The sequence below is a fragment of the Brevibacillus sp. HB1.3 genome (genome assembly GCF_013186635.1).
Classification (GTDB): domain Bacteria; phylum Bacillota; class Bacilli; order Brevibacillales; family Brevibacillaceae; genus Brevibacillus; species Brevibacillus brevis_D.
Genome location: NZ_JABMIT010000015.1, coordinates 1 through 25,532, shown reverse-complemented (window position 1 = coordinate 25,532; position 25,532 = coordinate 1). Strand labels below are relative to the sequence as shown.

At 45.9% G+C, this 25,532-nt stretch carries 31 protein-coding genes; 15 read left to right on the top strand and 16 right to left on the bottom strand.

Going from position 1 to position 25,532, the window contains the following annotated elements; all coding sequences use genetic code 11:
* Positions 1–247 precede the first annotated feature (247 nt).
* From HPY31_RS25690 to HPY31_RS25680, 3 genes are all read right to left on the bottom strand, one after another.
* Positions 248–1,378 (bottom strand): virulence factor, encoded by a 1,131-nt coding sequence (locus HPY31_RS25690; RefSeq protein ID WP_172142980.1) that lies wholly within the window; start codon positions 1,376–1,378, stop codon positions 248–250.
* Positions 1,379–1,480: 102 nt separating this feature from the next.
* A complete protein-coding gene (locus HPY31_RS25685) occupies positions 1,481–2,341 on the bottom strand; it encodes a GNAT family N-acetyltransferase (RefSeq protein WP_172142979.1) in 861 nt (286 codons plus the stop codon).
* A 20-nt stretch (positions 2,342–2,361) separates the two neighbouring features.
* Entirely contained in the window at positions 2,362–3,120 is a 759-nt protein-coding gene (locus HPY31_RS25680; protein WP_172142978.1) for a DUF4931 domain-containing protein, read from the bottom strand.
* A 202-nt stretch (positions 3,121–3,322) separates the two neighbouring features.
* Between HPY31_RS25680 and HPY31_RS25675 the strand changes: the two genes are divergently transcribed.
* Entirely contained in the window at positions 3,323–3,568 is a 246-nt protein-coding gene (locus HPY31_RS25675; RefSeq protein WP_016742564.1) for a hypothetical protein, read from the top strand.
* Between the two features lie 77 nt (positions 3,569–3,645).
* Complete coding sequence (locus HPY31_RS25670; protein WP_012685684.1) at positions 3,646–4,017, top strand: L,D-transpeptidase; 372 nt, start codon at positions 3,646–3,648, stop codon at positions 4,015–4,017.
* Between the two features lie 43 nt (positions 4,018–4,060).
* Here HPY31_RS25670 and HPY31_RS25665 read toward each other — a convergent pair whose 3' ends face one another.
* From HPY31_RS25665 to HPY31_RS25650, 4 genes are all read right to left on the bottom strand, one after another.
* Positions 4,061–4,282: a hypothetical protein gene (locus HPY31_RS25665; RefSeq protein ID WP_016742563.1), complete on the bottom strand. Its 222-nt coding sequence runs from the start codon at positions 4,280–4,282 to the stop codon at positions 4,061–4,063.
* A gap of 90 nt (positions 4,283–4,372) precedes the next feature.
* Positions 4,373–6,289, bottom strand: coding sequence for an ABC transporter ATP-binding protein (locus HPY31_RS25660; RefSeq protein WP_172142977.1), 1,917 nt, complete (start codon positions 6,287–6,289; stop codon positions 4,373–4,375).
* Positions 6,290–6,553: 264 nt separating this feature from the next.
* Complete coding sequence (locus HPY31_RS25655; protein WP_012685681.1) at positions 6,554–7,276, bottom strand: NAD-dependent deacylase; 723 nt, start codon at positions 7,274–7,276, stop codon at positions 6,554–6,556.
* A 101-nt stretch (positions 7,277–7,377) separates the two neighbouring features.
* The gene (locus HPY31_RS25650) at positions 7,378–8,133 is read right to left on the bottom strand and encodes a cupin domain-containing protein (RefSeq protein WP_172142975.1); all 756 of its coding nucleotides are present in this window, start codon (positions 8,131–8,133) and stop codon (positions 7,378–7,380) included.
* Between the two features lie 178 nt (positions 8,134–8,311).
* Here HPY31_RS25650 and HPY31_RS25645 point away from each other — a divergent pair, with 178 nt between their 5' ends.
* From HPY31_RS25645 to HPY31_RS25620, 6 genes are all read left to right on the top strand, one after another.
* A complete protein-coding gene (locus HPY31_RS25645) occupies positions 8,312–9,097 on the top strand; it encodes a metallophosphoesterase family protein (protein ID WP_172142974.1) in 786 nt (261 codons plus the stop codon).
* 169 nt (positions 9,098–9,266) lie between these two features.
* Positions 9,267–9,695, top strand: coding sequence for a disulfide oxidoreductase (locus HPY31_RS25640; RefSeq protein WP_047072664.1), 429 nt, complete (start codon positions 9,267–9,269; stop codon positions 9,693–9,695).
* Between the two features lie 3 nt (positions 9,696–9,698).
* A complete protein-coding gene (locus HPY31_RS25635; RefSeq protein ID WP_016742557.1) occupies positions 9,699–10,169 on the top strand; it encodes a thioredoxin family protein in 471 nt (156 codons plus the stop codon).
* A 174-nt stretch (positions 10,170–10,343) separates the two neighbouring features.
* Entirely contained in the window at positions 10,344–11,213 is an 870-nt protein-coding gene (gene ctaG / locus HPY31_RS25630) for a cytochrome c oxidase assembly factor CtaG (RefSeq protein WP_012685676.1), read from the top strand.
* A gap of 34 nt (positions 11,214–11,247) precedes the next feature.
* On the top strand, positions 11,248–11,859 hold the full coding sequence (locus tag HPY31_RS25625) for an SCO family protein (RefSeq protein WP_172142973.1): 612 nt from the start codon (positions 11,248–11,250) through the stop codon (positions 11,857–11,859).
* A gap of 6 nt (positions 11,860–11,865) precedes the next feature.
* Positions 11,866–12,642 carry a FixH family protein gene (locus HPY31_RS25620; RefSeq protein ID WP_172142972.1) on the top strand — a complete coding sequence of 259 codons (777 nt, stop codon included), beginning with the start codon at positions 11,866–11,868 and terminating at the stop codon, positions 12,640–12,642.
* On the opposite strand, the gene HPY31_RS25615 is transcribed toward HPY31_RS25620, so the two are convergent.
* Both HPY31_RS25615 and HPY31_RS25610 read right to left on the bottom strand, forming a co-directional pair.
* Positions 12,612–12,902: a hypothetical protein gene (locus tag HPY31_RS25615; RefSeq protein WP_172142971.1), complete on the bottom strand. Its 291-nt coding sequence runs from the start codon at positions 12,900–12,902 to the stop codon at positions 12,612–12,614. The genes HPY31_RS25620 and HPY31_RS25615 overlap by 31 nt on opposite strands.
* Positions 12,903–13,183: 281 nt before the next feature.
* Positions 13,184–14,350, bottom strand: coding sequence for a UDP-N-acetylmuramoyl-tripeptide--D-alanyl-D-alanine ligase (locus HPY31_RS25610; RefSeq protein WP_172142970.1), 1,167 nt, complete (start codon positions 14,348–14,350; stop codon positions 13,184–13,186).
* A gap of 154 nt (positions 14,351–14,504) precedes the next feature.
* On the opposite strand from HPY31_RS25610, the gene HPY31_RS25605 reads away from it, so the two are divergent.
* Both HPY31_RS25605 and HPY31_RS25600 read left to right on the top strand, forming a co-directional pair.
* Entirely contained in the window at positions 14,505–15,572 is a 1,068-nt protein-coding gene (locus HPY31_RS25605; protein WP_253901953.1) for a CapA family protein, read from the top strand.
* Positions 15,573–15,721: 149 nt separating this feature from the next.
* On the top strand, positions 15,722–16,690 hold the full coding sequence (locus HPY31_RS25600) for a GNAT family N-acetyltransferase (RefSeq protein ID WP_172142968.1): 969 nt from the start codon (positions 15,722–15,724) through the stop codon (positions 16,688–16,690).
* Between the two features lie 68 nt (positions 16,691–16,758).
* On the opposite strand, the gene HPY31_RS25595 is transcribed toward HPY31_RS25600, so the two are convergent.
* The 5 genes from HPY31_RS25595 to HPY31_RS25575 form a co-directional block, all read right to left on the bottom strand.
* On the bottom strand, positions 16,759–17,262 hold the full coding sequence (locus tag HPY31_RS25595; RefSeq protein ID WP_172142967.1) for a CarD family transcriptional regulator: 504 nt from the start codon (positions 17,260–17,262) through the stop codon (positions 16,759–16,761).
* A 103-nt stretch (positions 17,263–17,365) separates the two neighbouring features.
* Positions 17,366–17,833, bottom strand: a complete 468-nt coding sequence (locus tag HPY31_RS25590; protein WP_016742547.1) for a DMT family transporter — start codon at positions 17,831–17,833, stop codon at positions 17,366–17,368.
* 21 nt (positions 17,834–17,854) lie between these two features.
* A complete protein-coding gene (locus HPY31_RS25585) occupies positions 17,855–18,553 on the bottom strand; it encodes a Crp/Fnr family transcriptional regulator (protein ID WP_016742546.1) in 699 nt (232 codons plus the stop codon).
* Positions 18,554–18,576: 23 nt separating this feature from the next.
* Positions 18,577–19,002, bottom strand: a complete 426-nt coding sequence (locus tag HPY31_RS25580) for a DMT family transporter (RefSeq protein WP_087349577.1) — start codon at positions 19,000–19,002, stop codon at positions 18,577–18,579.
* 139 nt (positions 19,003–19,141) lie between these two features.
* Positions 19,142–19,636 carry a DUF1648 domain-containing protein gene (locus tag HPY31_RS25575; RefSeq protein WP_172142966.1) on the bottom strand — a complete coding sequence of 165 codons (495 nt, stop codon included), beginning with the start codon at positions 19,634–19,636 and terminating at the stop codon, positions 19,142–19,144.
* Positions 19,637–19,766: 130 nt separating this feature from the next.
* On the opposite strand from HPY31_RS25575, the gene HPY31_RS25570 reads away from it, so the two are divergent.
* Positions 19,767–20,573 (top strand): DUF2935 domain-containing protein, encoded by an 807-nt coding sequence (locus HPY31_RS25570; protein ID WP_172142965.1) that lies wholly within the window; start codon positions 19,767–19,769, stop codon positions 20,571–20,573.
* Positions 20,574–20,787: 214 nt separating this feature from the next.
* On the opposite strand, the gene HPY31_RS29070 is transcribed toward HPY31_RS25570, so the two are convergent.
* On the bottom strand, positions 20,788–20,910 hold the full coding sequence (locus HPY31_RS29070; RefSeq protein ID WP_256434433.1) for a hypothetical protein: 123 nt from the start codon (positions 20,908–20,910) through the stop codon (positions 20,788–20,790).
* 167 nt (positions 20,911–21,077) lie between these two features.
* Here HPY31_RS29070 and HPY31_RS25565 point away from each other — a divergent pair, with 167 nt between their 5' ends.
* The 4 genes from HPY31_RS25565 (at position 21,078) to HPY31_RS25550 (ending at position 24,117) form a co-directional block, all read left to right on the top strand.
* A complete protein-coding gene (locus HPY31_RS25565; protein WP_172142964.1) occupies positions 21,078–21,869 on the top strand; it encodes a DUF2935 domain-containing protein in 792 nt (263 codons plus the stop codon).
* Between the two features lie 1,009 nt (positions 21,870–22,878).
* On the top strand, positions 22,879–23,019 hold the full coding sequence (locus HPY31_RS25560) for a hypothetical protein (protein ID WP_172142963.1): 141 nt from the start codon (positions 22,879–22,881) through the stop codon (positions 23,017–23,019).
* A gap of 135 nt (positions 23,020–23,154) precedes the next feature.
* A complete protein-coding gene (locus HPY31_RS25555; protein ID WP_142495722.1) occupies positions 23,155–23,400 on the top strand; it encodes a hypothetical protein in 246 nt (81 codons plus the stop codon).
* A gap of 288 nt (positions 23,401–23,688) precedes the next feature.
* Positions 23,689–24,117: a NucA/NucB deoxyribonuclease domain-containing protein gene (locus tag HPY31_RS25550; protein ID WP_172142962.1), complete on the top strand. Its 429-nt coding sequence runs from the start codon at positions 23,689–23,691 to the stop codon at positions 24,115–24,117.
* 148 nt (positions 24,118–24,265) lie between these two features.
* Here HPY31_RS25550 and HPY31_RS25545 read toward each other — a convergent pair whose 3' ends face one another.
* The gene (locus HPY31_RS25545) at positions 24,266–24,862 is read right to left on the bottom strand and encodes a hypothetical protein (protein ID WP_172142961.1); all 597 of its coding nucleotides are present in this window, start codon (positions 24,860–24,862) and stop codon (positions 24,266–24,268) included.
* Between the last annotated feature and the right edge of the window lie 670 nt (positions 24,863–25,532).

Genomic DNA, 25,532 nt, shown 5'->3' with positions numbered 1-25,532 from the left:
ATACATAAACTAAACCCTATCCTAGTCTAAGGGATGGATAAGGTGGAAGTCAACTATTATTGAACTGTGTCTATTTTTATACTGTCTTATACCAATATTTACCTAATGAACCAGCTTGTTTACCGCTCTTCTTGAAGCAGTATGCCCCGCTATCCGCTGTATATCCAACCAACGAAAATACCATAAAAAAGCCCTCTCAGCAGGAATCTGCTTGATAGAGGGCTCAAACGCAACGGGAAGGAGCGAACTAATCGTTTCGCCGAGTCATTTGCTGCCAAACGGTTCCGCTTGCCGCCTCGCCGCTTTCAATACGCTGGACGGCCATTTGGACTTGCAAGCTGACCTCGAACTCGGGATCGTTCTGTGCGGCACGCAAAGCATCCAAGGCCGTTTCGTCCCCCACCTCAAACAAGTAACGAGCGGCACGCCAGCGTACCAGCTTGTTTTTATCCTTCAACGCCTCACACATCGGCAGAATTGCGCGTGTGTCACCTAAGTCAGACAAGGTATCTCCCGCTGTGCGTCGTACAGAGACGGAATCATCGCGGAGCGCTTCAAACAACAACGGGAAGACGTCATCTCCGCCAATCATGCCCAAATACACAACGGCCAGCCTGCGAATCGACGGCTTGCTATCACGAAGCGCTTTTTCTAAAACAGGCAAATCCTCTTCAGTAGGCTCCATTCGATCCAGCGCCTCATATCTTTTTTGCCAATCCGGATCATCGAGCATCTCCAGCGTAACGACTTTCTTTTCGCGCACGACTGGCTCTGGGGTTTCCCCGGGACCAAGCGCCATGGCCTGTTCCACTATTTCTTCCACGCGGCTCTCCGGATAGGAGGCATCGACTTCCAGTGCGACCTCCTCACCAATCTCGCGCAAATCGCCATAGCGTACGCCATGCTCGACCCATTTTCGCTCCATGATGAGGTTAGGCGACGCAGATCCCGCCCGCACGGCTGCCTGTCCAAAACGCTCTGGCAACGCTGCACGAATCTGCTCCGTTCCCATGGTCACCTTGACCTGCATCGGAACTCCACGGAACATTTGAATGTACACTTGCGCCTCTCCAAATGCCCCCGCATCTTCGGCAGACAGGTCAGGAACAGCTGCTCCTCCACCTGCATGCAAAACCTCGCGCGCAACCGTCAAAATACGTTGCCAATCTGCATTGGACTTTCGCTCCAGCGCAAGAAAATCTGCCGTATGAAAAATGGAGGTAACCCCTTCGATCTCCAAGAGCTTGTTCATGAGTTCTGGTGCTTTACTCGTATCTTTCTTTGTATAGACATGTTGGACCCCATCCGGCAAACGCTCGTCTACATTCAGCTTCATGACGTTTGGACTCGGCGTCGGTTCGATGGACAACAGCTTCATAATGAGTCACTCCTTTTTACAGCACACTTGCTTTCTCTTCTATCGTAGCATGGAACTTAATACGTTTTCCAACCCGAGAGATAGAGAAGTGCAGTTTGCCCCCTACAACGCCAGCTTGTAGTAATCATTGGCCGACTTTACGAAAAAGCCGCATGATTCATACAGCCCCAAAGCATTGCTGTTTTCACAGGCTACCTCCAGTGATACGTTCTGGTATCCTTCTTTCCCCAGCATCTCGATCGTTTGCGCCAAAGCCTGGCGTCCATATCCTTTCCCTTGGTAATCCGGGTGGACACAAAATCCATAAATAAACGCCTTGCCCTCATCCTTGTTCACGCTTATTTTGCCAATGGCCTTATCATCGACAATCATCAAATGCGTGGTGGCCTTTGGATCACCCGCCATGTTTTCGGCCATTTCCCTTGCACGTTCTTCCTCCATTTGAAAGCCATGGACGTTTAGCCAAATCAACGTTTCGTAGTCACTGGCGATCTCCGGTCGAAGCAGCACGTTTCCAGAAACCGTTGCTCTTTGCTTCTCCCCCAAATCCATCCAATATTCCGAGAATTGATATTCCCCGCCGATTCGCTCCATAAATGACTTACCGTTCTCCGATTCTCGCTGCACGATAAACAACTGCGCCGGAATGCCTCTTCGTCTGCATGCATCTGCGGCTTGTGCTTGCAACGCTGTGAATATGCCTTTTCTTCTGTAGGCTGGGTGGACCATGCCGCTCACTTCTGCCTCACCGCCATGAAACACGTAGAGCCCGAGAAAGCCAACGAGCTTTCCGTCCGCATAACAGACAAAGTCCTCTTCATGCTCTCCCGAACGCTTTTCCAGCATCCCCGGGTTTACTTTAAGATCAATCCCATCCTGCTCATTGCAAATCCCAACCAATTCCTTAATTTGTGCCAGTTCCTCTGAGGTGAGTGTTCTTCTTGCCGAGATCGTATACGTCATCGTGTAAGCACCCTTTCTGATTAGAAGTATCGTCGTTGCAATTGGGCGACGATATCCTCCAAATTATTAGCGACCTGCGGAATCGAATAGCCTACGTAAAGAGGCGAGGTAACAAATCTCGGAACCACTTTGGCGATCAGTTTTTCTCCCCAATGGTAAAAGAAAAAATTATAGCTTTGATGACGAGGATTGACATGAGTCAGTATCCAATGTGCTAAAATTTGTAAGTAGTCTGCCATTTTTGGCAGTCGATCGAAGTCCGAAAGAATGACATTGTATTCAAAAAAACCTGCACGCGGATGCGTAGACAGATTGCATTCAACCCCCGCCTCCTGATCGATGGTCATGCCAATAAAATCACTGTCTTTTACTTGATCCAGATAGTCATAGTCGTTTAATCCGACGATTTGCATGTGCGGATGGCGAATGCTCCCTCCGGAATACGGACCGTGGTTCTTGAAAAACAGAACGGAACGATAAGACTTGCTTTGCTCTATTTCAAGCCACTTCTCTACCCCGAATGCCAGCAATGCACGTACATGCTCTTTGGAATAGACAGACCAATCCCCTTGGCATTCATCCGTCTCAATCAAAACAGTCTGATGTGTATCCTCCAGAACAGGGAATTTGTTCATGAGCCAAATCATGGAGCCCCGCTGCTCCAAAACATCGGTGAGACTGTTTCGATCACAAAAAGGACAGGCCGTTTCCGTGTTGTTTACACTCACTGGCTTTTTTCTGCCGATTTGCATGTTAAAGTGCAAGTGCGTCTGCTTCATTCCCTTGTCCCTCCAGTTTGTGCTTACTTCCACTTTACACGCATTTTCTGGGAAAATCATGACGTTTTTTGCCTAGACGACACTTTTAAAAACGCAATTAGGCTGCCTATTTTTCAATGACTATGGCGTTTGTTTCTTTTTTTATCTCAAATGTTTTACATACAATGGGAAGCAGTGAAACCTGGAAAGGTGTTGGAATTGGATGGAGAGATCATTTTATTATCCTGTTAGCTGGAGTGAGGCTCAACATTACAAAGCGTTGCTTGATCAAGAAGGAGTCCCTTATGAAATTCAATCCCCGCTCGATTTGCCTGTCTTGGAAGAAGGTAAGCTCGCCATCGTCTTTCCTTCCATTCCATTACGTATGTACGTCTGGGTGCGAACCTTGTTCTATCGTGACGGACTACGCTATCCAGATACGTTTTCATTAGATTTCAAACTCCATTAATCATCAGAGAAAAGGTACCGGTTCCGTTGGTTTTCATAAGATGGTAAAAGCGGCATTTCGTATCGTTTGTGGGGGAGGTGAAGAAGCTGCCGTCCTACAACATCCGCATCTCGATTGCGAAGCTACGGCTCGACCTGTTCGATGGGAACCGACTCATCCGTTCTTATCCTGTTGCCTTGGGCAAAATTGCCACATCGACACCTCGAGGGGATTTTACCATCATCAGCAAAGTCCCCTATCCGAATTCCTACCCGGGAGGTCGTTTGAGTGCTTTCGGCACCTTATGGATGGGACTAAGTAAGCCACACTATGGCATTCACGGTACGAACGATCCTTCTTCTATTGGCAAATATGTATCTCACGGCTGTATTCGCATGTTCAATGAGGACGTGAATGCGCTGGCAAAAATCGTGCCCATAGGTACGCCCGTTCGAATCAGACAGCAATAAACAGAAACAAAGACCCGCCCTTTTAAACCAAGGCGGGTCTTCTTCACATAAGATGAGTCTTTTTCGTTCTTTCTGCTTCCGTTCCATCCGATTCCAAGTATACAAGAAATCTTCTCGCTTGCTTGTACATGATCGATAACGTCATTTCCCTGATCTTGTTCATGATCACTTCTTTATCCTCTGGATGAACTTCGGAAGAGAGCTGTTGTTCTTGCAGCTCTAGGTAAGACATCACCCATTCCGGGTCTAACTTATAGGCAGGCAACGACAGCGACTCCTCTACTCTAGTAATCTACTCTAGTCTACAGGTGGATGCGTCGCATTCCCAGCCCTCAATTACTGGCTACGTCACTAATTATTTCCCTTGCTCCAATTCCTCTACCATTGCAGATAATTCCGCCCAACGCTCAATAGTGGCTTCCAGCTCTGCCGCCACTTGCTGCTCTTCTGCATAGAGCTTTTCAATTTTGCCGTAATCGCTGCCAGATGCTGCAATCTCTTGCTTTAGCTTGACGCTGCGGTCTTCCAAAGCGGCGATCTTGCCTTCAATCGCATCCCATTCCTTCTGATCCTTGTAGGACAGCTTGCGCGTGCGATTGTTGCCGCGATTAGCCCCGCTGTTGCTTTGCGCCTTTTCTCCCTGTTGATCCGCTTCTTGCACTTGTGTTGCCTTTTCCTGGCGTCGTTCTTCCAGGTACTCGGAGTAGTTGCCGTAGTAATGACGAATGTTTCCTTGCCCCTCAAAAGCAAACAAATGATCTACGGTACGATCGAGGAAATAACGGTCATGCGATACCGTGATGACTGCGCCGGGGAACTGCTCGAGATAATCCTCCAAAATACTGAGTGTTTGAATATCCAAATCATTGGTCGGCTCATCTAAAAACAGCACATTCGGCTCTCCCATCAGCGTCCGAAGCAGATACAGACGTCTGCGCTCTCCCCCAGACAGGCGGGAAATCGGTGTCCATTGCATATGCGGCGAAAACAGGAACCGCTCCAGCATTTGCGATGCCGTAATCGATTCTCCGTTGCTCGTCTGAATGACCTCTGCGGCTTCCTTTACATATTCGATGACGCGCAGCTTTTCGTCCATCTCGACACTATCCTGCGTGTAGTAGGCAATTTTTACGGTCGTCCCAATTTCCAATGAACCGCTATCTGGTTGAATTCTTCCTGCAAGCATGTTCAAGAGCGTCGTTTTTCCGCTTCCATTTGGCCCGATAATCCCTACACGATCACCCGGCAGGACGATATAGCTGAAATCGTTGATCAGTTTTCGCTCACCGTACGCTTTATGGATGTTTGTAAGCTCGATCACCTTTTTGCCGAGACGACTGGCCCCAAGTGCCATTTCCATCTTGGCAGCCGGTCCATCTACAGCTTTATCTCGTAACTCCTCTGCCCGTTGCACACGCGCCTTTTGTTTGGTCGTCCGCGCTTTTGCTCCACGACGAAGCCATGCGAGCTCGCGTCGAAGTAGATTTTGCCGCTTGCTCTCTACGGCCGCTTCATTTTCTTCACGCTCTGCTTTTTTCTCCAGGAACATCGCGTAGTTGCCTTCGTAGCTATAGAGGTTGCCACGATCCAGCTCAAACGTGCGGTTCGTCACGCGATCCAGGAAGTAACGATCATGGGTAACGAGCAGCAAAGCGCCCTTGTATCGGGACAAATACTCTTCCAGCCATTCGACTGTCTCATTGTCAATATGGTTTGTAGGCTCATCCAAAATAAGCAGGTCTGCTGGTTGAATCAAAGCACGTGCCATGGCTACACGCTTTTTTTGCCCACCAGAGAGCTCGCCTACCTTTTGTGAGAAATTGTGGAGGCCAAGCTTGGTCAGGATCATTTTGGCTTGCGTATTGCTCTCCCACGCATCAGCCGCATCCATCCGGTTTTGAACAGCAAACAATCGCGCCTGCTTTTTCTCGTCGTCAGGTGATTCCTGAACAGCCTCTAGTGCTGTTTCATAATCACGTAAAAGCTGAATGAGTGGAGAATCGCCGTAAAATACTTGTTCCAGGATGGAGGAGTTTTCGTCAAAATCAGGATTTTGCGGCAAATACTCCACATGGAAATGATTCGCGTGAACAATTTTTCCGCTATCCGCTGTATCCAAGCCTGCCACAATTTTCAGGAGCGAGGATTTTCCCGTACCATTAACACCGATCAGACCAATACGCTCTTGCTCGGCAATATGAAAGGAAATGTTATCAAACAATTCTTTTTCTCCATAACCTTTAGAGAGGTTTTCTACTGATAATATTTGCATGAACGTCACCTGTTCTTTTCTATTTGCTTATCGAGAAGCCATATGAATCTTACACTCGATGGTATCATGTTTTTCGCGCAAGCTCTAGGGTGATTCAAATGGATAGACCAAATATTGGAAAACAGCCTCATTAATGGTAAAATAATGAATATTAAGTAATAATGACTCGTAGACAAAAATACAATAGGAAGCGTCACCAGCAGTAAGGCAGGTTAACGAGCCCAAACAGAAGAGGCGTACTCTTTTCATCGAGCACGCCTGCTTTTATTCTCCTAATGACTGCCCTACTCTTTGCAACACGTCGCCGATCCGTTCCTTTTGGATGACCTCATCTGCCCACGCATCCAATGGGGTGGGTTCCTGATTGACAATGACCAGTTTGGCTCCTCTTTCTTTTGCATGCTGCGGAAACCAATTAGCTGGACTCACGGTTAGTGAAGAACCTAACACGATGAACAAATCGGCTTGTTCCGTCCACGCGATGGCCTGATCGACTTGGGCTTGCGGCAAAGATTCGCCAAACAGGACAACACCCGGACGCAAAAAGCCTCCGCATGCGCAAATCGTCCCTTGATCCTCCAGATAACATGTATGGGCATACTCGGTCCCGCAGTCTAGACAGCGGATTTTCGCAAGGGAGCCATGTAGTTCGGCTACTGCCAAGCTTCCCGCCGCTTGATGAAAGCCATCAACATTTTGTGTAATGATCCCATGAACGAAGCCACGGCGCTCCCATTCTGCTAACCATTCGTGCCCGGCGTGTGGCTTGCAAGACAGTAGCCCTTGAATGCGCATCTGATAAAATTCCACAAACGCTTCCCGATTCTCCATCATCGCGCGTGTACTCGCGAGTTGCATCGGATCTTTGCCACGCCATAGCCCCGACTGTGAACGAAAATCAGGCAAGCCACTCTCTGTCGACATGCCTGCTCCGGTGAATACGACGGTAAAGGAAGATGTCCGTAACCAGTGTGCCAGATGTTCCATCATGGTCTCCCCTCTTCTTTGAAAATGTTCTTCTTCTGATTGTAATAGAAGAATACCAGATTTAGGAGACCTGCCCATCAGAACACGATTTTTCTTTCTCTTTAATAGGATGGATAAACGGGCTGTGGCGGATATCCGGTATGGGAGGGATTCGTGCCATATTGCGGATAACTGGTCTGCTGTTGATAGACTGGGTGCTGTCCATACCCACCCTGCTGCATGTAGTTGGTATCGTAATAACCGTAACTGTCTGGCAAATGACTCGAGTAACCATAGTACGGGTACTGGCTTGAAGTAGCTCTATCTGGCAACGGCCCCTGCTGCTGACATCCTACTGGCGGACCAATCACAACTGTTTGGGTAAGAGGCGCAAATGTTTCTTGTACCTTTGCTTCGTCTAAACAATACGTATGTGCCCACACACTCGCAGGAGTCAATCGTAATATATCGGAGCCAAAGATCACCTCAGGTACAGGGGCATCAAAAATAGCCAGTAGATGCGTATCGTCTGTCAAGGCCATTTCATAATGCCACCAGCCCTGCGGGATATTGGCAACTTGTCTCGGTTTTATATGGTAGTTGAGCAATTGATTAGTAAAAGGATTGATCAAGGACACAATGGCCTCACCAGCGATGCAATACACCAGTTCTGCTGCATTTTGATGAATGTGTGGCTCGACAACATTTCCGGTTGTCAGGTAAATATCTAGCAGCGAACTGTTGCCCAATGTATTTAATTGGGCGATCCCCAAGGCATCGATGAAATTCCGATCGTCCTTTTTGAAAAACAGATTATTTCTCATATCGTACGTGAACTGCGTATTTGGCGATGTATAGTCGCGATAAGAAGTAGCCATCTTTCGTTTGTTCCTCCCACCATATGGGTATTTGACTCATTATGCATCTTTATTCCCATTCACAAAAGATGTGCACCCATTTATACACCTTGGAAAGAGACACACCCTTTCACCCTCCACTTTGCACAAACATATCCTACTAATAGGCAAAACGGGCAATCGAGGAGGGTGATCTTGTTTGGCTACTTATTTGGTCTCGGACATACATGGTCAGTATCAGGCCTTTCAAAAGGCGCTACGGGACGTTTCCTTCTCCCCTCAAGCTGGTGATCGTCTGTTCGTATTGGGGGACATGATCGATCGAGGACCTGAATCAAAGGAAGTATTGCTCGATTTACTCGCTCTTCGGCAGACGTATCCGAACCAAATCTATCTCATAAAAGGCAACCACGAGCAAATGCTTGTAGATTGGCTATCCGGCAACGGCAATCCGGAGTTATACCTCCGCTACAACGGCGGCGATGCCACCATTCGTTCTTTCTTAGAGAATCACCCGCTTCGGCGAGCTTTTCTTAATCGGGTGCCTTCTTTGCAGGAACAAGAAGAAGCACGGCAAATTATCCTTTCCCGCTACCCAGCAATTTTGCCAGCCTTGTCGTCTCTTCCTTTGTATATAGAGCTGCCAGCCGATCCGCGAACAGGAGCTCCAGCTGCACTTTTGGTACACGCAGGCATTCGACCCGGCGTCCCCTTGCAGGAACAAAATCCGCATGATTTATTATGGATTCGCGAGCCTTTCTACCTGAATTATGATGGAGATCTCCCAGTCATCTTTGGGCATACCCCTGTCCCAGGATTACCTCAATACGCTGGCAGCGGTCCATGGCGCAGAGACAATATGGTCGGCATTGATGGTGGCGCAGGATATTGGCGAGGCGTCATGCTCGTCGAGTGGCCATCGCTACAAACCACTTTCGTACCGATTCGGGAAAGGCAATCCTCTCCACACGTACGGGTCTACTGATTATGCTCGGGAAAACGGAGAGCTTTCGCACTGGTTTCTACCTGCTGCAAGCGCATCGGGTAGTGCAACCAGTATGATGCAGGAGACAAGCCCATACTTTCAACAAATTATTACTTTTTATAATCTACTTTCGATTTGTAATATGTTAAGATATGGACGAGGTGTTTATATGAAACGTCAGCAAATCGTTGAACAAGCCATGTTTGCCGCATGGGGAGTCTCCCTCATCGCAACAGGGGGCAGTTTGTTTTTTTCAGAGGTGTTAAAGTACATACCGTGTGACCTGTGCTGGTACCAGCGAATCTTGATGTACCCGCTCGTCATCTTACTCGGGGTTGCCTCCGCGAAGAAAGATGACAAGATCGCGTCGTACGCCTTGATTCTCTCCATTATCGGAGGACTCACATCGCTGTATCATTACTCCATTCAAAAAATACCTGCCCTTCAAGATCTCGGCAGCGCTTGCGGCATTGTGCCATGCAACACGGATTATATTAACTGGCTAGGGTTTATCACGATTCCGTTCCTTGCTCTCATTGCCTTCACCTTGATCAGCATCCTGCTTGTCATCGTTATGAAAAATGCAAAGGAGAAATGATTCATGAAGAAAGTCATCGCTCTATCCATTCTTGTGGCTGCGCTCCTGATCGGTGCGATTGTGTACGCTGACATATCGAACCGTCAGCTTGCGGAAGGAAACCCTTATGGTAAAGCCAATTTACACCCCGCTACTCTCGAACAATTGAGTGACCCACTATATGATAATCTCATTATGCCTAATGAACTTAAAGGTAAGCTCGATAACCAGGAGGACGCGTTTGTTTACTTTTACAGCCCGGTTTGTGAGCATTGCAAAGCAACTACACCCGTCCTTGTACCGATCGTGAAAAGCTTGGACATCGATATGAAAAAGCTCAATTTGCTGGAATTTAACGCCAGCTATGGTGAATACAACATCGAATTCACTCCGACCCTCGTTCATTACAAGGGCGGCAAGGAAGTAGCGCGACTCGTCGGTGGACGCGAAGCAAGCGAATGGAAAGCTTGGTTGGAAGAACAGAAAAAATCATAACGTGTGGTAGCCTCCCTCGATTTGCGGGAGGCTCTTTTCATATTGGACATACGTGACAAATATGTGAAGAATTCCGTTCCCTTGGAAGAAATAGCCCGAACGAGTCATTAGGCTTTTCCAGTTATTTGCCTATAATGGGTACTGGGGATAATCCTTGAAAACGGAGGTAATCGAATGACCCTCACCTATTTCACTGAAACCTTTGGCTTTCGGGCGACATGGAATCCAGAGCTGATTCTTTTGACTTTCTTGATTGGTCTGGCTTATTTCTCGCTGACTGGACCATTACGCCAAACCTTTCAAGATTCCACACCTGTCACACGCAAGCAAAAGACCTTTTTCACTCTCGGCTTACTTGGTTTTTACTTTAGTTTGGGGAGTCCCTTGAACGTAGCTGGGCATTTTTTGTTTAGCGCCCACATGCTTCAACAATCATTGCTTTATCTCGTCATGCCCTTGCTGCTCTTGGCAGGTACCCCGTCATGGTTGATTCGCTCCCTGTTCTATCGCCGGGGGCTCAAGCTTTTCATGCGCATAGCGAGCCATCCGATCCCTGCTATTCTCATGTTCAATGCCCTGTTCTCGTTTTACCATATGCCTGTTATTTTAGACTTGGCAATGAACAACCTGGCCCTACATAATTTGATTCATTTACTGCTTCTGGTGACAGCGATATTGATGTGGATGCCTGTTATCGCACCGATACCGGAAATTCACCGTCTGTCTGAGCTGCAAAAGCTTGCCTACATCTTTGCTAACGGCGTTTTGATTACACCTGCTTGTGCACTGATTATTTTTTCCGCAACCCCTTTGTATACGACATATGTAGACGGTCCTTCCATGCTCTGCGCTCCATTCTTTTCCGCGCCGATCGACAAATCGATGTTCGCCGTTCCCCTTCTCCCTCTGGATGATCAACGACTGGGCGGAATCGTGATGAAACTCATGCAGGAGCTGACGTACGGAGTCGTCCTTGCTTACATTTTCTCTACCTGGTACCGAAAAGAAAAGAATCAGGAAGAGGACGGCCTCATAACGCCATAGCCAAAAAGAATGAGAAAGGAGGCGCTACTCACACGTGAATATCGCCCCTGCTACCGCTATCCGAATCAGACGGTTGCTCTTGTTGTTACCCGTCCTCGTCCTTGTTGCTCTTGTCGTTTCTTGGGTTGGGTTCGGGCCCAAAAACGCCCAGGCGAAATTGCCAGATGTAACTTTGCAAACCATCGATGGACAACCCTATTCGCTAGCACCGCAAAAGAAAACATTTCGCTTGGTGGAGCTAATTTATACCCGTTGCCCGGATATTTGTCCCACGACAACTATCAAAATGGTTCAGCTGCAAAAGCGCTTGCTCGAAGCAAATCTGATGGGGCAAGACGTTGAGTTTTTGACCATCACGATTGATCCGCAAAACGACACTCCTGATGTCATGCGCTACTATGGCAAACAGTTGGGGATTCAAGAACACGGCTGGACCCTGCTTCGGGGTGATGACGAAACGATCAAAACGGTTACAAATTCGCTTGGCTTTTTTGCCAATAAGATGGATGATGGATTTATCTCTCATACATCGAGTACGTATCTCGTGGATGATAACAATGCTGTCATTCAAAAATTCGGCATGGGTGACGATTTCGATCCCGATCAAATTTATCAGGAACTGTTGAAATTAAAAAAGGAAGGGTAATCCAACATGAAACGAACGATGATTCTGCTCTTATCCATGCTTCTACTCCTCTTAGCCGCTTGTGGAAATGAGAACGAGCAACAAGCTTTTCAACCCGGGGCTCCCGTTGAGGCTGCCTTTACATTGGAACCAAAGGAGCTTGTAGCGGGCGACACCGTTACCTTCTCTGTTAAAGTCACACAAGATGGCCAACCCGTGGATGATGCCAAGGAAGTGAAATTCGAATGGTGGAAAGATGGGCAAGAAAAGCATGAAACGATCCCGGCTTCGCTGCAAGGAGACGGTGTCTACACGGCCCAACAAACCATGAACGAGCCTGGTTCTTATTTTGTCTACTACCATGTAACGGCACGAGATTTCCACAATATGCAGAAGACACCTTTTACCGTAACCAACAAAGCAGGTGAAACTCCTGGCCCTGGGGCGACCCCTGCGCCGGAAGCTGGTGCAGATCAGTCACACGATCATGGAGCGACAGGCCACGCGAATGCCGAAACGGTAGATTATCATTTCTCCCCAGCCGACAATATCAAAGTAGCAACACCAACTGCCCTCACTGTTCATCTCATGAAGGACAACAAAGCGTTGGACAAAGCGACAGTCAAGTTCGAGTTCTGGAGGGGAACTGACCAAAAGCATAGCTTCGTCGATGCAACGGAAACTGCGGCTGGTCAATATGACGGCAACGTACAGTTCCCTACTGCTGGGGATTATACAGTCAAGGTCCATGTGGAAAAGGGAGAAATTCATGATCACAAGGATTTTTCACTTTCAATAAAATAAGAACACAAAATAAAGCGGCCATCCTCCCAAGGAATGGCCGTTTTGCTTGTAATTTGGTTAGCAAGTAAAATAAGCGATTCGATGCAAGTCTGTCCCGTAATATTCCCAACGGTATCCAGTCCAGCGGTATCCGGATACAGAGTTACGACTGACATAGACGGGGTAAAACCAGAAAGAACGACCATTTCGCAACCATACGTACGTGTAGCGATATAAGCAGGGATAGAATCCGCCAGCATCAATCCGGCGTGTTCCCCCATAGCCTCTTGCTCCTGGTGCACTTGGCGTCCTGCTGGGTGGAGGACCTGGTGGTGGCGGGGGGAAACCTCCCGGTGAACCGGGGGAACCAGAGGATTCTGGAAAACCTGGGGAACCATCTCGGCCGCCAGGGGGAAATTGATATGACATGACGTGTCACCTCCTACTAGTCTCCCTATAGGAAATGCAGCAAACGCACAGATGGTATGTGCGTTTGCCCGCCGTCATTCACCTATTTTTTCCGCAATAGCCTGTATATAAATCCGTAGGCGCCTCCACTCTTTCATCCTTTCCGAATGCCTTGATTGGCAGTTACCCTGCACAAAAATTGTACAGTCTCTCCCATTTTCAACCGATTCGATCCTTTTACGAGAAAAGCTGTATCTGGCTTCAGCTGTTTTGCTAGACGCCGATGTAAGCCTGCCTTACTCAAACAATGCCTCACCCGATTTGCCGGAAATCCGGAGCGAATCGCTGCTCTTGCAATGTACCTCGCACTATTTCCCAGCGTATACAAGTAGTCTACATTTTTTTGACTCAAATATATCCCGACATCCTCATGACCTTTCACGTCGTATTTTCCCATTTCTAGCATACTGGCGAGCACGGCGATCTTTGTGGTATGCCCGACCTGGCTTAACACATCAAGCGCTGCCTTGGCCGCATCGGGATTCGAGCTGTAGGTATCATCCAGCACCTGAATGTTATTTGCGAGTCGATAGCTGGTAAGGCGTTTTCTCTGTCCGCGAAACTGGCTTAACCCTTGACGAATGTCATCGACGGGAATCCCCATCGTATGGGCGACTGCTATAGCAGCTAATGCGTTGTATAAATTATGCTCGCCAGGAATAGGAACAAAAAATGACTCCTTTTCTCCACGCAAAGAACATTCGAATCGAAACCCATTGCCTTCTATTTTCGTTCGCCCCGCCTTATAGTCCGCCTCCTGCTCCTTGCCAAATGTCACGATTTTTCCCGTGAACGCCCCCAGGTAAGGCTGTTGATTAAACTCGCGAGAATAGGGACAATCCCTATTCAGAAAAACGGTTCCCGTGGGTTTCATATGACGAATTAACTCCGTTTTTGCTAACGCCAGCTGCCTGCCATCACCGCCAAAATTTCCGATGTGAGCCGTGCCAATATTCGTGATGACTCCCATAGACGGCTGAATGATTTTGCAATGCTGTCGCAAATGACCGCTTCGATAAATTCCATATTCAAGCACTGCGGCTTTGTGCTCGTCCCGAATTCTTTTGGTATGCGCTCTTGTATTTCCCAGGAAGTTCTTGTTATACATCGATTTATATGTGGGCATCCGTAGATTTAAGATGCTGTAGATCATTTCCTTTGTCGTGGTCTTCCCTGCGCTTCCTGTCACAGCGATAACCGGCTTGTCGAGAATCAGCGTCTTTACAGGTACAGCAGCTCTTCTCTTCTTTTTCACGGGCATCACCCCTTTGCCTCGTTCTTCTTCTCTCGATCAGCTTTCCTATTGTATGAACGGCATAGACAGCCTGTATAGACCATTATCTATGAAAACGTTCCGCTACTATCCAAATCAGAAGGACGACTTCTGGAATAGAGTAGGAGGGGAGGTGAAGCGCATGAAAAAGAAGGCTACGATCGCCGCTGTAGGCGACATCCTGATGTGGAAAGAGCAGGTGGCAACTGCCAGATTGCCTGGTACAGATCAATTCTCTTTTACCGATATGTTTCATCCCGTGGCACCGATTCTCTCAGCGGCGGATCTCACGATTGGCAATTTAGAAACCACTTTTTCCGGGAAAACACAGCCCTATCAAATCGGCTCGGCAAAAACCGGTTACCCTCGCTTCAACTGTCCAGATGAATTGGCTCGGGACTTGAAAACATCTGGATTTGACGTATTGACTACAGTGAATAACCACTGTCTGGATGGCGGAGTAACCGGACTATGCCGAACCCTTGATGTTTTGGATCGATACAAGCTTGCTCATACCGGAACCTATCGAAGCCCCGACGAGGCAAATACCTACCTGATCAAGGAGGTAAACGGCATTCGCATCGCCATGCTTGCTTATACCTACGGGACAAACAAGCAGGTGATCCCCGCTCATACACCATGGATCGTCCGACTTCTTCATCTTGACACGATATTATCCGACCTGAGAAAAGTTCGTCCTCTGGTCGATGTCGTGATCATCTCCCTTCACTTTGGGATTGAATTCCGCTATACACCAACGACGCGCCAGCGGCAGCTCGTACAAAGACTGCTCGACAATGGTGCTGATGTCATCCTCGGGGCTCACCCACATGTTCTGCAGCCTGTTGTCACTCCGAGTATCATGACTCCTCACGGGACAAAGAGACAAACATTAGTCGCATATTCTTTGGGCAATTTTACATCTGAGAAAATGCTCTCGTTTGATCAATCCCAGTGCGGGGCAATCCTGCGATTTACTGTCGAAAAAGATGAGAGGAATCAGATTTCACTCGAGCAAATTTCCGTCATCCCGACCTTTTCGCAACGCTATGTAAGTCAAGGACGTATATGCTTTCGTGTCATCCCCATGCGTCCCTATCTGAAAAGCCCTGATCTGTATGTGCGACCCCTGCAAAGAAAAAAGCTCCAGCTGCTGTGGAGTCGGGCCATCCGCATCATAGGCAGGTCGCGGGGTGTATTGATTGAATAACACAGGAGCAAATGAGGGAGCGGGCAGTTTGCTCCTCCCCTCCTCTTTTCCTACATAGACCACGATTGACGATTTACAGAACATTTTGGTAAAATCCCTTTGTAACTAACAAAATAAATTTAGATAGTTACAAAGGAGAGATACCTTGCATGATCACCGTTCGCCGTATCGACTCGGAGGATTTACCTGCATTTTTGGCCTTCCCGGATCACCCTGCTTCCGTTCGGGATGATATAGCTGCTTATCTCGATAAAATGTTTGCACAAGGAGCCATGCGTCAAGACTGGTGCTTCGTTCTGGAGGTACAAGGTGAGATCGCTGGTCGTCTTGCCTTCTGGACATTGCCTGGCAGTAAGCAAGCGACTGATTTGGTTTTGTTGGAGCTTCCCTGGAAAGAAACAGAATGTCCCTCGCTCGGAGCTCATTTTTTACGCGAAGTCTTTGCACTCATGGCTGGGAATCTATCTGAGAAAATCGGCTATGTTCTGGATTCCCCTTCCTCCTCTCCCCAATGGCAAACGGATCACCAAGAGCAAAGAAATGTTCTGGAAGCGCTCGGCTTTCGGATTAGCCGGGAAACAAACCGATTCGAATGGCATACCTCGAACGAGGCAACTGCTATACCGTCAAAAGGAACGCATGATCTGATCGTGTACCGCAGTCTTCCTGAGGTTGGCGAGGCTGCATTTGTGGATGCCATCCTGCGTGTCTCGCAATTCACCCACGATCAACAAATAACAGAACAGCGCTTGGAAAAAGGCTCTCAAGTCCAAGCCCAGGAAATGTTCCAAGATTTGCAACAAATGAAATACGAACCGGAATGGTGGCAGCTTGCCTATACTGCAAAAATTGAGCTCATTGGATTTTTGATGCCTACGGTCAGCCCTACCTTTGCTACGATTGGATACATCGGTGTTCTCCCCGAGCAAAGAGGACACGGCTATATTGATCGATTGCTGAAGCAAGCCACAGACGTTCTTGTACAAGCAGGCGAAACATACATCCGCGCAGATACCGATGTAAAAAACACGCCAATGGCCAAAGCCTTTTTACGTGTTGGTTACCACCAGTTTGCCAGTCGCCAAGAATTTTCTCTCGATCGCGGCTTGTTGCTCTAACAGACAAACAAAAAAGGGGGCGATTGTAGTAACAATCACTCCCCTTGCTTCCCTTGTATAGACAATATTTATGGGACAATTTCAGACATTTCTTCTGGGCATACAGCTTGCTTTAGCATTTCTGTTGCCTGTTCCGTACCTACATCTTTTACCAATCCAATCTCACTAATGAGGAGCTGCTGTGCATTATCCAGCATCACTTTGTCACTCGTTCCCAATACTTTTTCTTTACTCATACCAACCAAATCGCGAATGACCTCAGATTGCTCGTAAATATCGCCACTCTTCATTTTTTCTGTATGAAGCTTGTAGCGCTGTGCTGCATTCAACGCGGTGTCGCGTTGCCCCTCTAGCATGGCGGCCAAAACATTCTCTAGAATGTCTGCTTCGACCACCTTTCTGATACCAAGAGCGGACATCTTTTCAACCGGGACCATGATGTTTAACTCTTTCAGCGACATGTTGAGCACATAATAGAGGTGTTTTTCACCCAGAAATTCCTTCTCCTCCATCGCCTCGATTACGCCTGCTCCGTGCATCGGATAAAAAACCTTGTCTCCAACTTGAAACATACGTCCACCTCCTTCAAAGCAATCTATAGCCATTATAACACAAATATTGAATTTAAAATTTTTTATTTTATCATGACGTTTAAAAATAAGTCAACAAAAAAAATTACATCTTACTCTCGGAGCGTTTCTGTTGCCATTCACCACCTAGTTTAAATACGATCACACCCCCGACAATGACCAGAACCCCAAGCAATTGCGTAAAGGTAATCGGCACTTGAAGCAGCCCTAACCAGCCGATTGAATCCGACCATAAAGCAAAACCGAGCTGGGCAGTGAGAACGATGGAGATGGCATACGTTGGGCCAAGCAGTCTCATCCCTTGCACCAAACAAAAGACCACCCCAACGCCGATCATGCCGCTGAACCAGTACCACGGCTGCATAGTTTGAGGTGAAAACAACTGACTTCCTTCAAAAATGAGACCCATTGTTAAAGACGACAGAAACCCCATCCCAAGCACAAGAGTCGTCGTAGACCATGTCCCTGCCTGTTCACTTACTTTCCTGTTAAAAATATTTTGCAGGCTGACCAACAAGCCAGCCAGTAACGCGAAAAATAGCCCGACTACCATGTTTTTGACACTCCTGTCTCCTTATTCGTTGGGAGTCTCGCTCGCCATTTTAGCTAAACCTTCCCTATCCTTGATTAGAAGGTATCCATTGGCACGCTCAATCAGCCCCTCCTTGCAGAACTGTTGAATGACCCGATTCAAATGTCTGTAGCTCGTTCCAATCATATTCGCTGCATCCAAGAGATAGCTCGTACTGATCTGTTCTCTGTTGGCAGAATTCCACTCCTCTATCGAAACGGACAACAAATAACGCGCGAAACGTACTTCTACTGGGTACAAAAGGTTGATGCTTAAGGTGTTGGACTTCACACAAAACTTATTCGTAATGATTTGCAGTAAAAATTGCAGGAGTGGAGCGTAGTCTGTCCCGTATTTTTTCAACCAGCGATAATGAATTCCGATCATCTGAACAGACGAGGCCGCTTCTACCGAATTCTGGTAAGAAATTCCTCTTACATACTCAATATCTCCGATCACTTCAAGGGGCTTTTTAAAGGATAGGATCAGCGTCTTTCCTTCGGGGGAAGTCGTAAAAACCTTTACTTTTCCCTTCACTAAAACATACAGGTGACAGGCCGCTTCACCCTGGGCACAAATGAGCTCCCCTTGATCAAATTGGTACAAGGACAAATGCGGCAGAAAAGGCTCATAAAAAACAGACGCTAACTGATGTTCATGGAGATATTGTTGCAAAAGCTCACGATTTTCGATTTCCTTCATCCCTCTGTTTCACCCTCTCGCTATCAGGATCGCAGTATCAGCACACCCAGAATCATCATCCCGATCCCAATAAAATGCGGTAGCCTCATCTTTTGTTTATCAACACCGAACCACCCATTGCTATCAATGAGAAAAGTCAGGCTAAGCTGCGCAATCAAGACAGCAGAAATCGTCATGGTTACTCCGATATGCTGGATAGCCGTAACATTGCTAAAAATGATAAACGCTGCGAATGCCCCACCTGTCAAATATAACGGTTTCACTCGCCTATATGCCTGCCATTTTCCATCTCGAAAAAACAACAGGAGTAAAAAAGCCGTGAGAAAGCCCGTTAACTGCGTAAGTGTCGCGGTTTGCCAAGTACCAATATCTTGACTGATTCTTGCATTCGCTACCCCTTGCAAGGTAATGAAAACACCGCCCAAAATAGCAAAAATAATTCCTTTCATCCCTCTCACCTCACACTGATCTGTTCCTAATTAAAAAGGATGGTAAGGTGGATAGGGAAGGACATATGTCTTCATGATTTTCGTTGCAAAAAACAAAGAAAAGGCCCTTTCCGTTAGAAGGACCCCTCGCTCACTCTTCTCATTGAATCTTTTTTTGTTTCACGATTCCTATCACAAGCAAAACGATCATCCCAATGATCGTGATCGGCAGAAACCACTTCCCAAAGCCGCCTCCCCAGCCTAGAGCAATGGAAACCGACTCCAACAAGATTACGGAAAAAATAATTAAGCAACTATTTTTTATTTGGTTCACGATTTTTCGACTGTGCAAATAAAACTGCTCGGCATTCGATTCAGAGAAGCGTGCTGGGTAGTTATGTAGCTCCGGATGTTTTTCGAGTACCTGCATGAGGAAAATGATAAAGACGCCAATCCCAGGCAAAAGAAGCAACTCCCATTTTGAGCCCCAGCGATCTACTTCCCCCAAGGAATCGTAATGGGCAGGAACCTCGTCAGGAAGCTTATTCCATACAAAGACTAAAAAGAGTAGTGATCCCACAAAAAATACACAACCAACTACATCCCATAACCATTCGCTGCCTGTCTTTGGTATATTTTTGATTGGTCTCTTCATATTCTCCCCCCTACTGCTGCTCCTCCTACAAGTATTTTACCATTTATGTCCATTTGTGAGTCAAGGTCAATCCGTCACACACTTCTGGGCGTTTTTACATATCTTGATGTGGAGTAAGGAGGGAACAACAGTGAATGCTCCTTTAAGGGAAAGTATGTTGTTTGAGCACCGTTTCTGGCTGCAGATTCTGGGCGATCATGCCCGCTTTATTTTTCAATCACTCGCTCCGAATGAAGAGGAGGAGATTGAAAAAGCTGTATACTTTATTGTGTCATTTGATAACTTACTGGATATCGCCAGGCAGAATCTGTCTTCCGATGAACTAGACGCACTTAACCAGCAGGCAAGTGAACTCACGCAACAGCTACGTGAATTTAAACTCCACATTCTGGAAAGGCATCTCATCAGTAAAATATCCATTAGTCTTCCTCCAACGTTTATAAACCACATGGTCAATGAACTAGAAGAGTATGAACGAATTTTGCATGCCTTCCTGTCCGGAAGCTTGCCACCTGCCAATCACCCGGTTGAACTGCACCTTCTGTGGCTATCCGATGCGGTCGGGCATGCAGCCACCATCACTTCCCTTTTGGACATGGTGGAAAAAGATTATCAGCGTAAAAGTGAACAATTTACCAAACAGTTCGAGCATTTTTACCTAAAAGCGGTGGAATTAGCTGGGTATCTCCGAACGAACTTGGATAACTTCCCGGCACTACGCCGTTTTAACCATCAAGCAGAAATGGAAATGAAGCTTTTCCAGGTATTCTTACATGAATTGGAAGAGATGCGGATGCGCGATGAATTGCTTGGAGTTTTCTCCCCGCTCATGGCCGACCATATGTCCCGGGAAGAATGCTACTATTTGATGAAGCTATCTGAGGTTTCAGACGTGCCATCACCAGACTGTTTCCCGACCAGACCGCGAACCGAGTAAACGATTAACCTTGTTCAGAACTGGGCGAAAGCTATAGGCTTTACGCCTCTTTTTCATTCTTTCTTCGCGATATCCACTCATGCATAAGCAAGCAGAAAGCTGTCCTCATATCCTATCAGTACCAACGGTTAAGGGGGGTAGTGTTATGGATCCAATTGATCATCATAGACAGCGTATGCATCACCACATGAGGCAAGCAGAACGTTTTCGCTCTTTAGCTTTTGAACATCGTCATGACCGAATGCGTCATCATACCTTTAGAGAAAGAGAACACTTCCATCGCATGAGGGCCCATCACCACAGAATGCAAATGCATTCGATGCGTCGTTTTTGACATGGGAAAACTCCCTTTACCGGGAGTTTTTTTGTGGGACAAGCCAGAATTTTTTATTTCTGTGCTCATGCCCATTCACGAAACTGGGTAAACGCATAGTCATACATCATGTGTGATCAAAAGTGGAAAACGGGCTTTGATCCGCCCAAATCCTTATGCGGAGGTACAACATGGCAAATGTTTTTGTTGAACGATCATTAGAGGAAATACGATTTTGGTCTCGCATCATGAAAGAACACTCCCTGTTTCTCAAATTGGGCTTTAACTGCGAAGACACAAAATTGATTGAAGAAGCGAATCGCTTTTACAGCATTTTTGAAGAAATCGAAAGCCAAGCACTTGCTTTTCCTTCTGACGTAGACCCTCAACGAATCTATGACTTTAATCAACTCGTCCATAATGCCGTTTCCTATATTTGGGCTTTTAAACGCAAAGTACTCGGACTCATTATTCAATGCAAAATCGGTGGTAACAACTTTCCTCTGCTGGTCGATCATGTGAGCAGGGAAGCTGCCTATTTTCGGAATCGATTAGAACAATTGAATACAGGAACCCTGGATCCCTTACCTGATGCGGTGATTAATGAAAACGTCTTTTTCCTGCGAATCATGGCTGACCATGCGAAATTTATTAATCATTTGCTCGATCCTTCCGAAAGAAAGCTAGTGGACCAAGCTAGAGAATTCAGCCATGATTTTGATCAATTATTGTTTCAAGCTCAGGACCTTGATTCCATGCGTCCCCAGTCTCAAACGCAACCACTACTGAATCAGTTTGTGGATCAAAATCGCGTATCCGTTCGTCAATTGCGCGACTTCAAAAAAACAGCTCGTGATTTGATTGAGGAATGCAAAATTAAGAGCATAATCCCCCCATTGCTCGCTGACCATGTATTTAGAGAAGCCTCGCATTTTCTTGAAATTTTAGATGCCTTTGAAATATCCCTTACACACGCAAAGTAAAGAAACAGGAGGAACATCTATCGGATACTTTTAAACCCGTCCCAATAATGCGTCGAAGAGGCACCTCCTATCAGACAGGATGGTGCCTCTTCGCATTGATAACCATGAAGCAAATGATTAACTCAGAGAGTCTCTTTAGAATAGGGACAAGTTAAGCAGCAATCCAAGCAAAAACATAATAATTACATACCCTGGTATTACTGCAAGTTGTATATTCGTCTTTCTATCGGTTATAAAATGCGCCCAGTAAAAAGATATTGACCCCGGCACTGACAAACATAAATAAAATCCAAAAGAACTTCCCTGCAATAAAAACCTATCTACCAGATATGAATACATGATGCCCGTTACTACAAAGATCAACGTTACAAGAAAACGGTTTTCTATCTTGGATGTAAAAGAATAGACCAATTCCCCTATCAAGCATCCAACATAGCAAAACGGTAGTAAATAAAAACTCAACATACCTGTCAAGAAAGTGAAAACATTAACCACTCCTTCACCTTGATAGGATAGGAAGGAGAGCATACTAATGATATACAACATGGCACTGACAAGAAACGCTACACTTGCTGCACTAAAAAAACGTAAAATCCGCATAGACACCTCATTAAATTGAAACTTGACACTACAACCACCTCGATAAAAAAGCACACAGTCTATCAATTCCGTTAGCCATTATTTTAACATATGTTATATCCAATACATTAGGGGCAGAGACTTTTGGTTTTCTCTTCAAAAGATCCAAGAAATTACAATTGAGGTTTCCCAAAACGCCAAACTGTGGGACGTTGGAACCTTATTGAGGTGCTTTTTCATTCCATCCTCAATAAGGCGAGCACACGGCCGTGACCATCCTAACACTATTTTATCGTCCATTTTCGTCACTTGAGAACACTCGTACAATCAAAAGGAAAATTCTGTTAATACCTTATTTTAGATCCATCCTAAAGGAGAAGAGATCCCATGAAAAAGAAGAAATCTCATTCTAAGAAATTCAAGAAAGTAAATGGACAATTGGTGCAACATTCATCTTATTATCCAGTACAATCTGGAGGCTGTATCTGGCTATGCATGCGTCATGGGTGCGGTTGGTGGTGTCCAGAACGCGAGATGTAATGTGACCTTGCTTCAAGAAACATCATGCTAACCACATTGGTTGTGTTTTTACCACTCCCTGTTTATTAGGGAGTTTTTCTTGTTACAATTCCCGGAGCCATTTTAATGTTTCTAGATCGCCTATCTGTTAAAATTATTTTAAAAAGGGAATTGTTGGTGATCATTTATGAAAAATAGACCTCTTTGGTTCAATATCTTTTCAGTAGTTGCTCTTGCTATTGCAGTAGTGAATATTTTTACACATGTGGCTTTCTTAAGAATCGTAACGATGATATGCCTTGCCGTTGTCATGGCTTCTTTAGGATCATTTGAATTGAAGAAAAACCGTAAGATGGCCTTTATTCTATTTGGTGTGGCCGCTTTTCAAGTTTTCGTGTCGGCAGAGATGATTTATGTCGCCGTTACAAAGTAACTATCTGGTTGAAATACGGTTTACAAGGTTTTCTTGTCAGATACTTGTAAAAATCGTTTTAGAGGTGGAGCTTCTTGATCCGCTAGTAAATAGAAAAGCCACTCGGCATCCGAGTGGCTTCATTCTATTTACTTGTCTGTATCACTTCTTTTTCGCACTCATCAAGGATATGTATAAGCTTTGGCCTTATGAAATAGGCTTACAGAAAATTATAGGCATTCACAACTCCTCGACATAATCCTTGGCAGTGTTATTATTGAACAAGAACTTATATTGGAGGACAAAAGCATGACACAGAAAAAAATGCTGATGTTGATTGTGGTGCTGCTGATCGGCGCCGCCTATCTCTTTGGACTTGTTCCAATAGAAAACAAACCAGTCAACAACGGGAACGTAGACCATACGATTGTTTTTCCGTCTGATCGATACCCTCAGACCGCAAAGCATATCAAAGAAGCGATTGCCTCCGGGAAGTCAGCTGTATGTACAATTGACCGCAGTGGGGCAGATGGAAATCGCGAAAAATCACTCAAGGGTATTCCGACAAAAAAAGGATATGATCGAGATGAATGGCCAATGGCTATGTGTGCTGAGGGAGGCACAGGGGCACATATTGAATACATATCACCTTCAGATAATCGAGGCGCTGGATCCTGGATTTCCAATCAACTAGAGGATTATCCCGATGGAACCAAGGTTGAAATCTTGGTCAAATAAAGTTGCCCGCACATTCTGGATACGAATAAACATATCTCAGTAAAGAACCCGTCTCCGTAAAAACAGGGACGGGTTAGCTGTGGAATTTGCAGGATTATAACATTTTCCCTCACGTATTTGCGGGACCATGTCGCTAGTGTCATTCATTTTAATCAAGTCCTAATTGACTTTCGTTATTTACCTGCAATCCTTTAGCCACTCCATTAGGAAACTGCAACTTACCTTCTTCTTTGAGGAATTTCCCTTGATATACCCCTTTAATTACGTACGCGTCTTCGGCAACGGGACCTTCATATTTTTCTAAGTATACATACGCTTTTTCACCTGTTTTGAATACCTCATTACCTTCAAAAGTATACTCTGTTCCATTTTTATATCCGCCGGTCTCTAGTATTTTGATCTCATTTTCTGATTGTACATCCCCCTTATACACTTGTTTGACTTTTGCATCACTTAGGTTAAATACGACGTTTTTATACTGAAAGCTCTCCGATTCATTGATTTCAACCTCGGCAATCACTTCAGCGCTTTCATGAAGCTCTTTGATACTGTCGAAGCCCTCTACTACCTCTCCCGATACATCTACTTTTTTCAAAGTCTGCTTATCACTTTTTGCTGGTTTATGAGAGGTTTGGTCGTAAGCACGACTCGTTTCGATTGTATGTGAATCTAAAAATAGATAGCCTCCGCCACCAAGAAAACCTAATGCAAGTGTTGATATTATAATTTGTCTTGTGTTCTTCATTACATTTTTCATCCTTCCCATACCACAATATCATCGTCAGGTGCTTTTTTAATGCTTTTCAATTGTAAATATATGGAACCCCCCTTACTTTGACGAACGATTCTCGCTTTTGTTTCGCACGTGCAAATAAAAAACCGCCACATGATTCAAGACGATTATTGGCTCACATAGCATCAGGATGCTAATAGTACCGTTCTCTTCTGTTGGGTATTTACTGCATGTCATTACTTACTTCTTGTTTGGACTAATGATTGACTTTGCTTTTGATCATTTGAAAAATTCCTAGTGTGTTAGATAACATCATAGATGGAGAGGATAACTATCGTTACTCTTGAAAAACTCTTCAAGGAGGGAACGAATTGGAGAAATATCGCTGTTATTACTGTGAATGTGAAACGGACAGCGTTCGCCAAATCACGTTTTTCCAAGGTAAGCAGGACCGCAATGAGCTATTGTGCAGTAGCTGTCATGCTGATTGGATTGAATCCCTAAAGAGTGAGCCATAGGCAGGGTAACGATTCCCACTCCACCCTTAGTGAATGTGCTATAGTGCTATAGGGTGGGGTTTATTTTTGGCCGATGCTATTCGCACAGCAATCACCCGTAAGACGGCTGGCTTAAAGCATGCCTCGCTTACGGGTGATCTTTTCCCAAATGATTTTCCTTTATT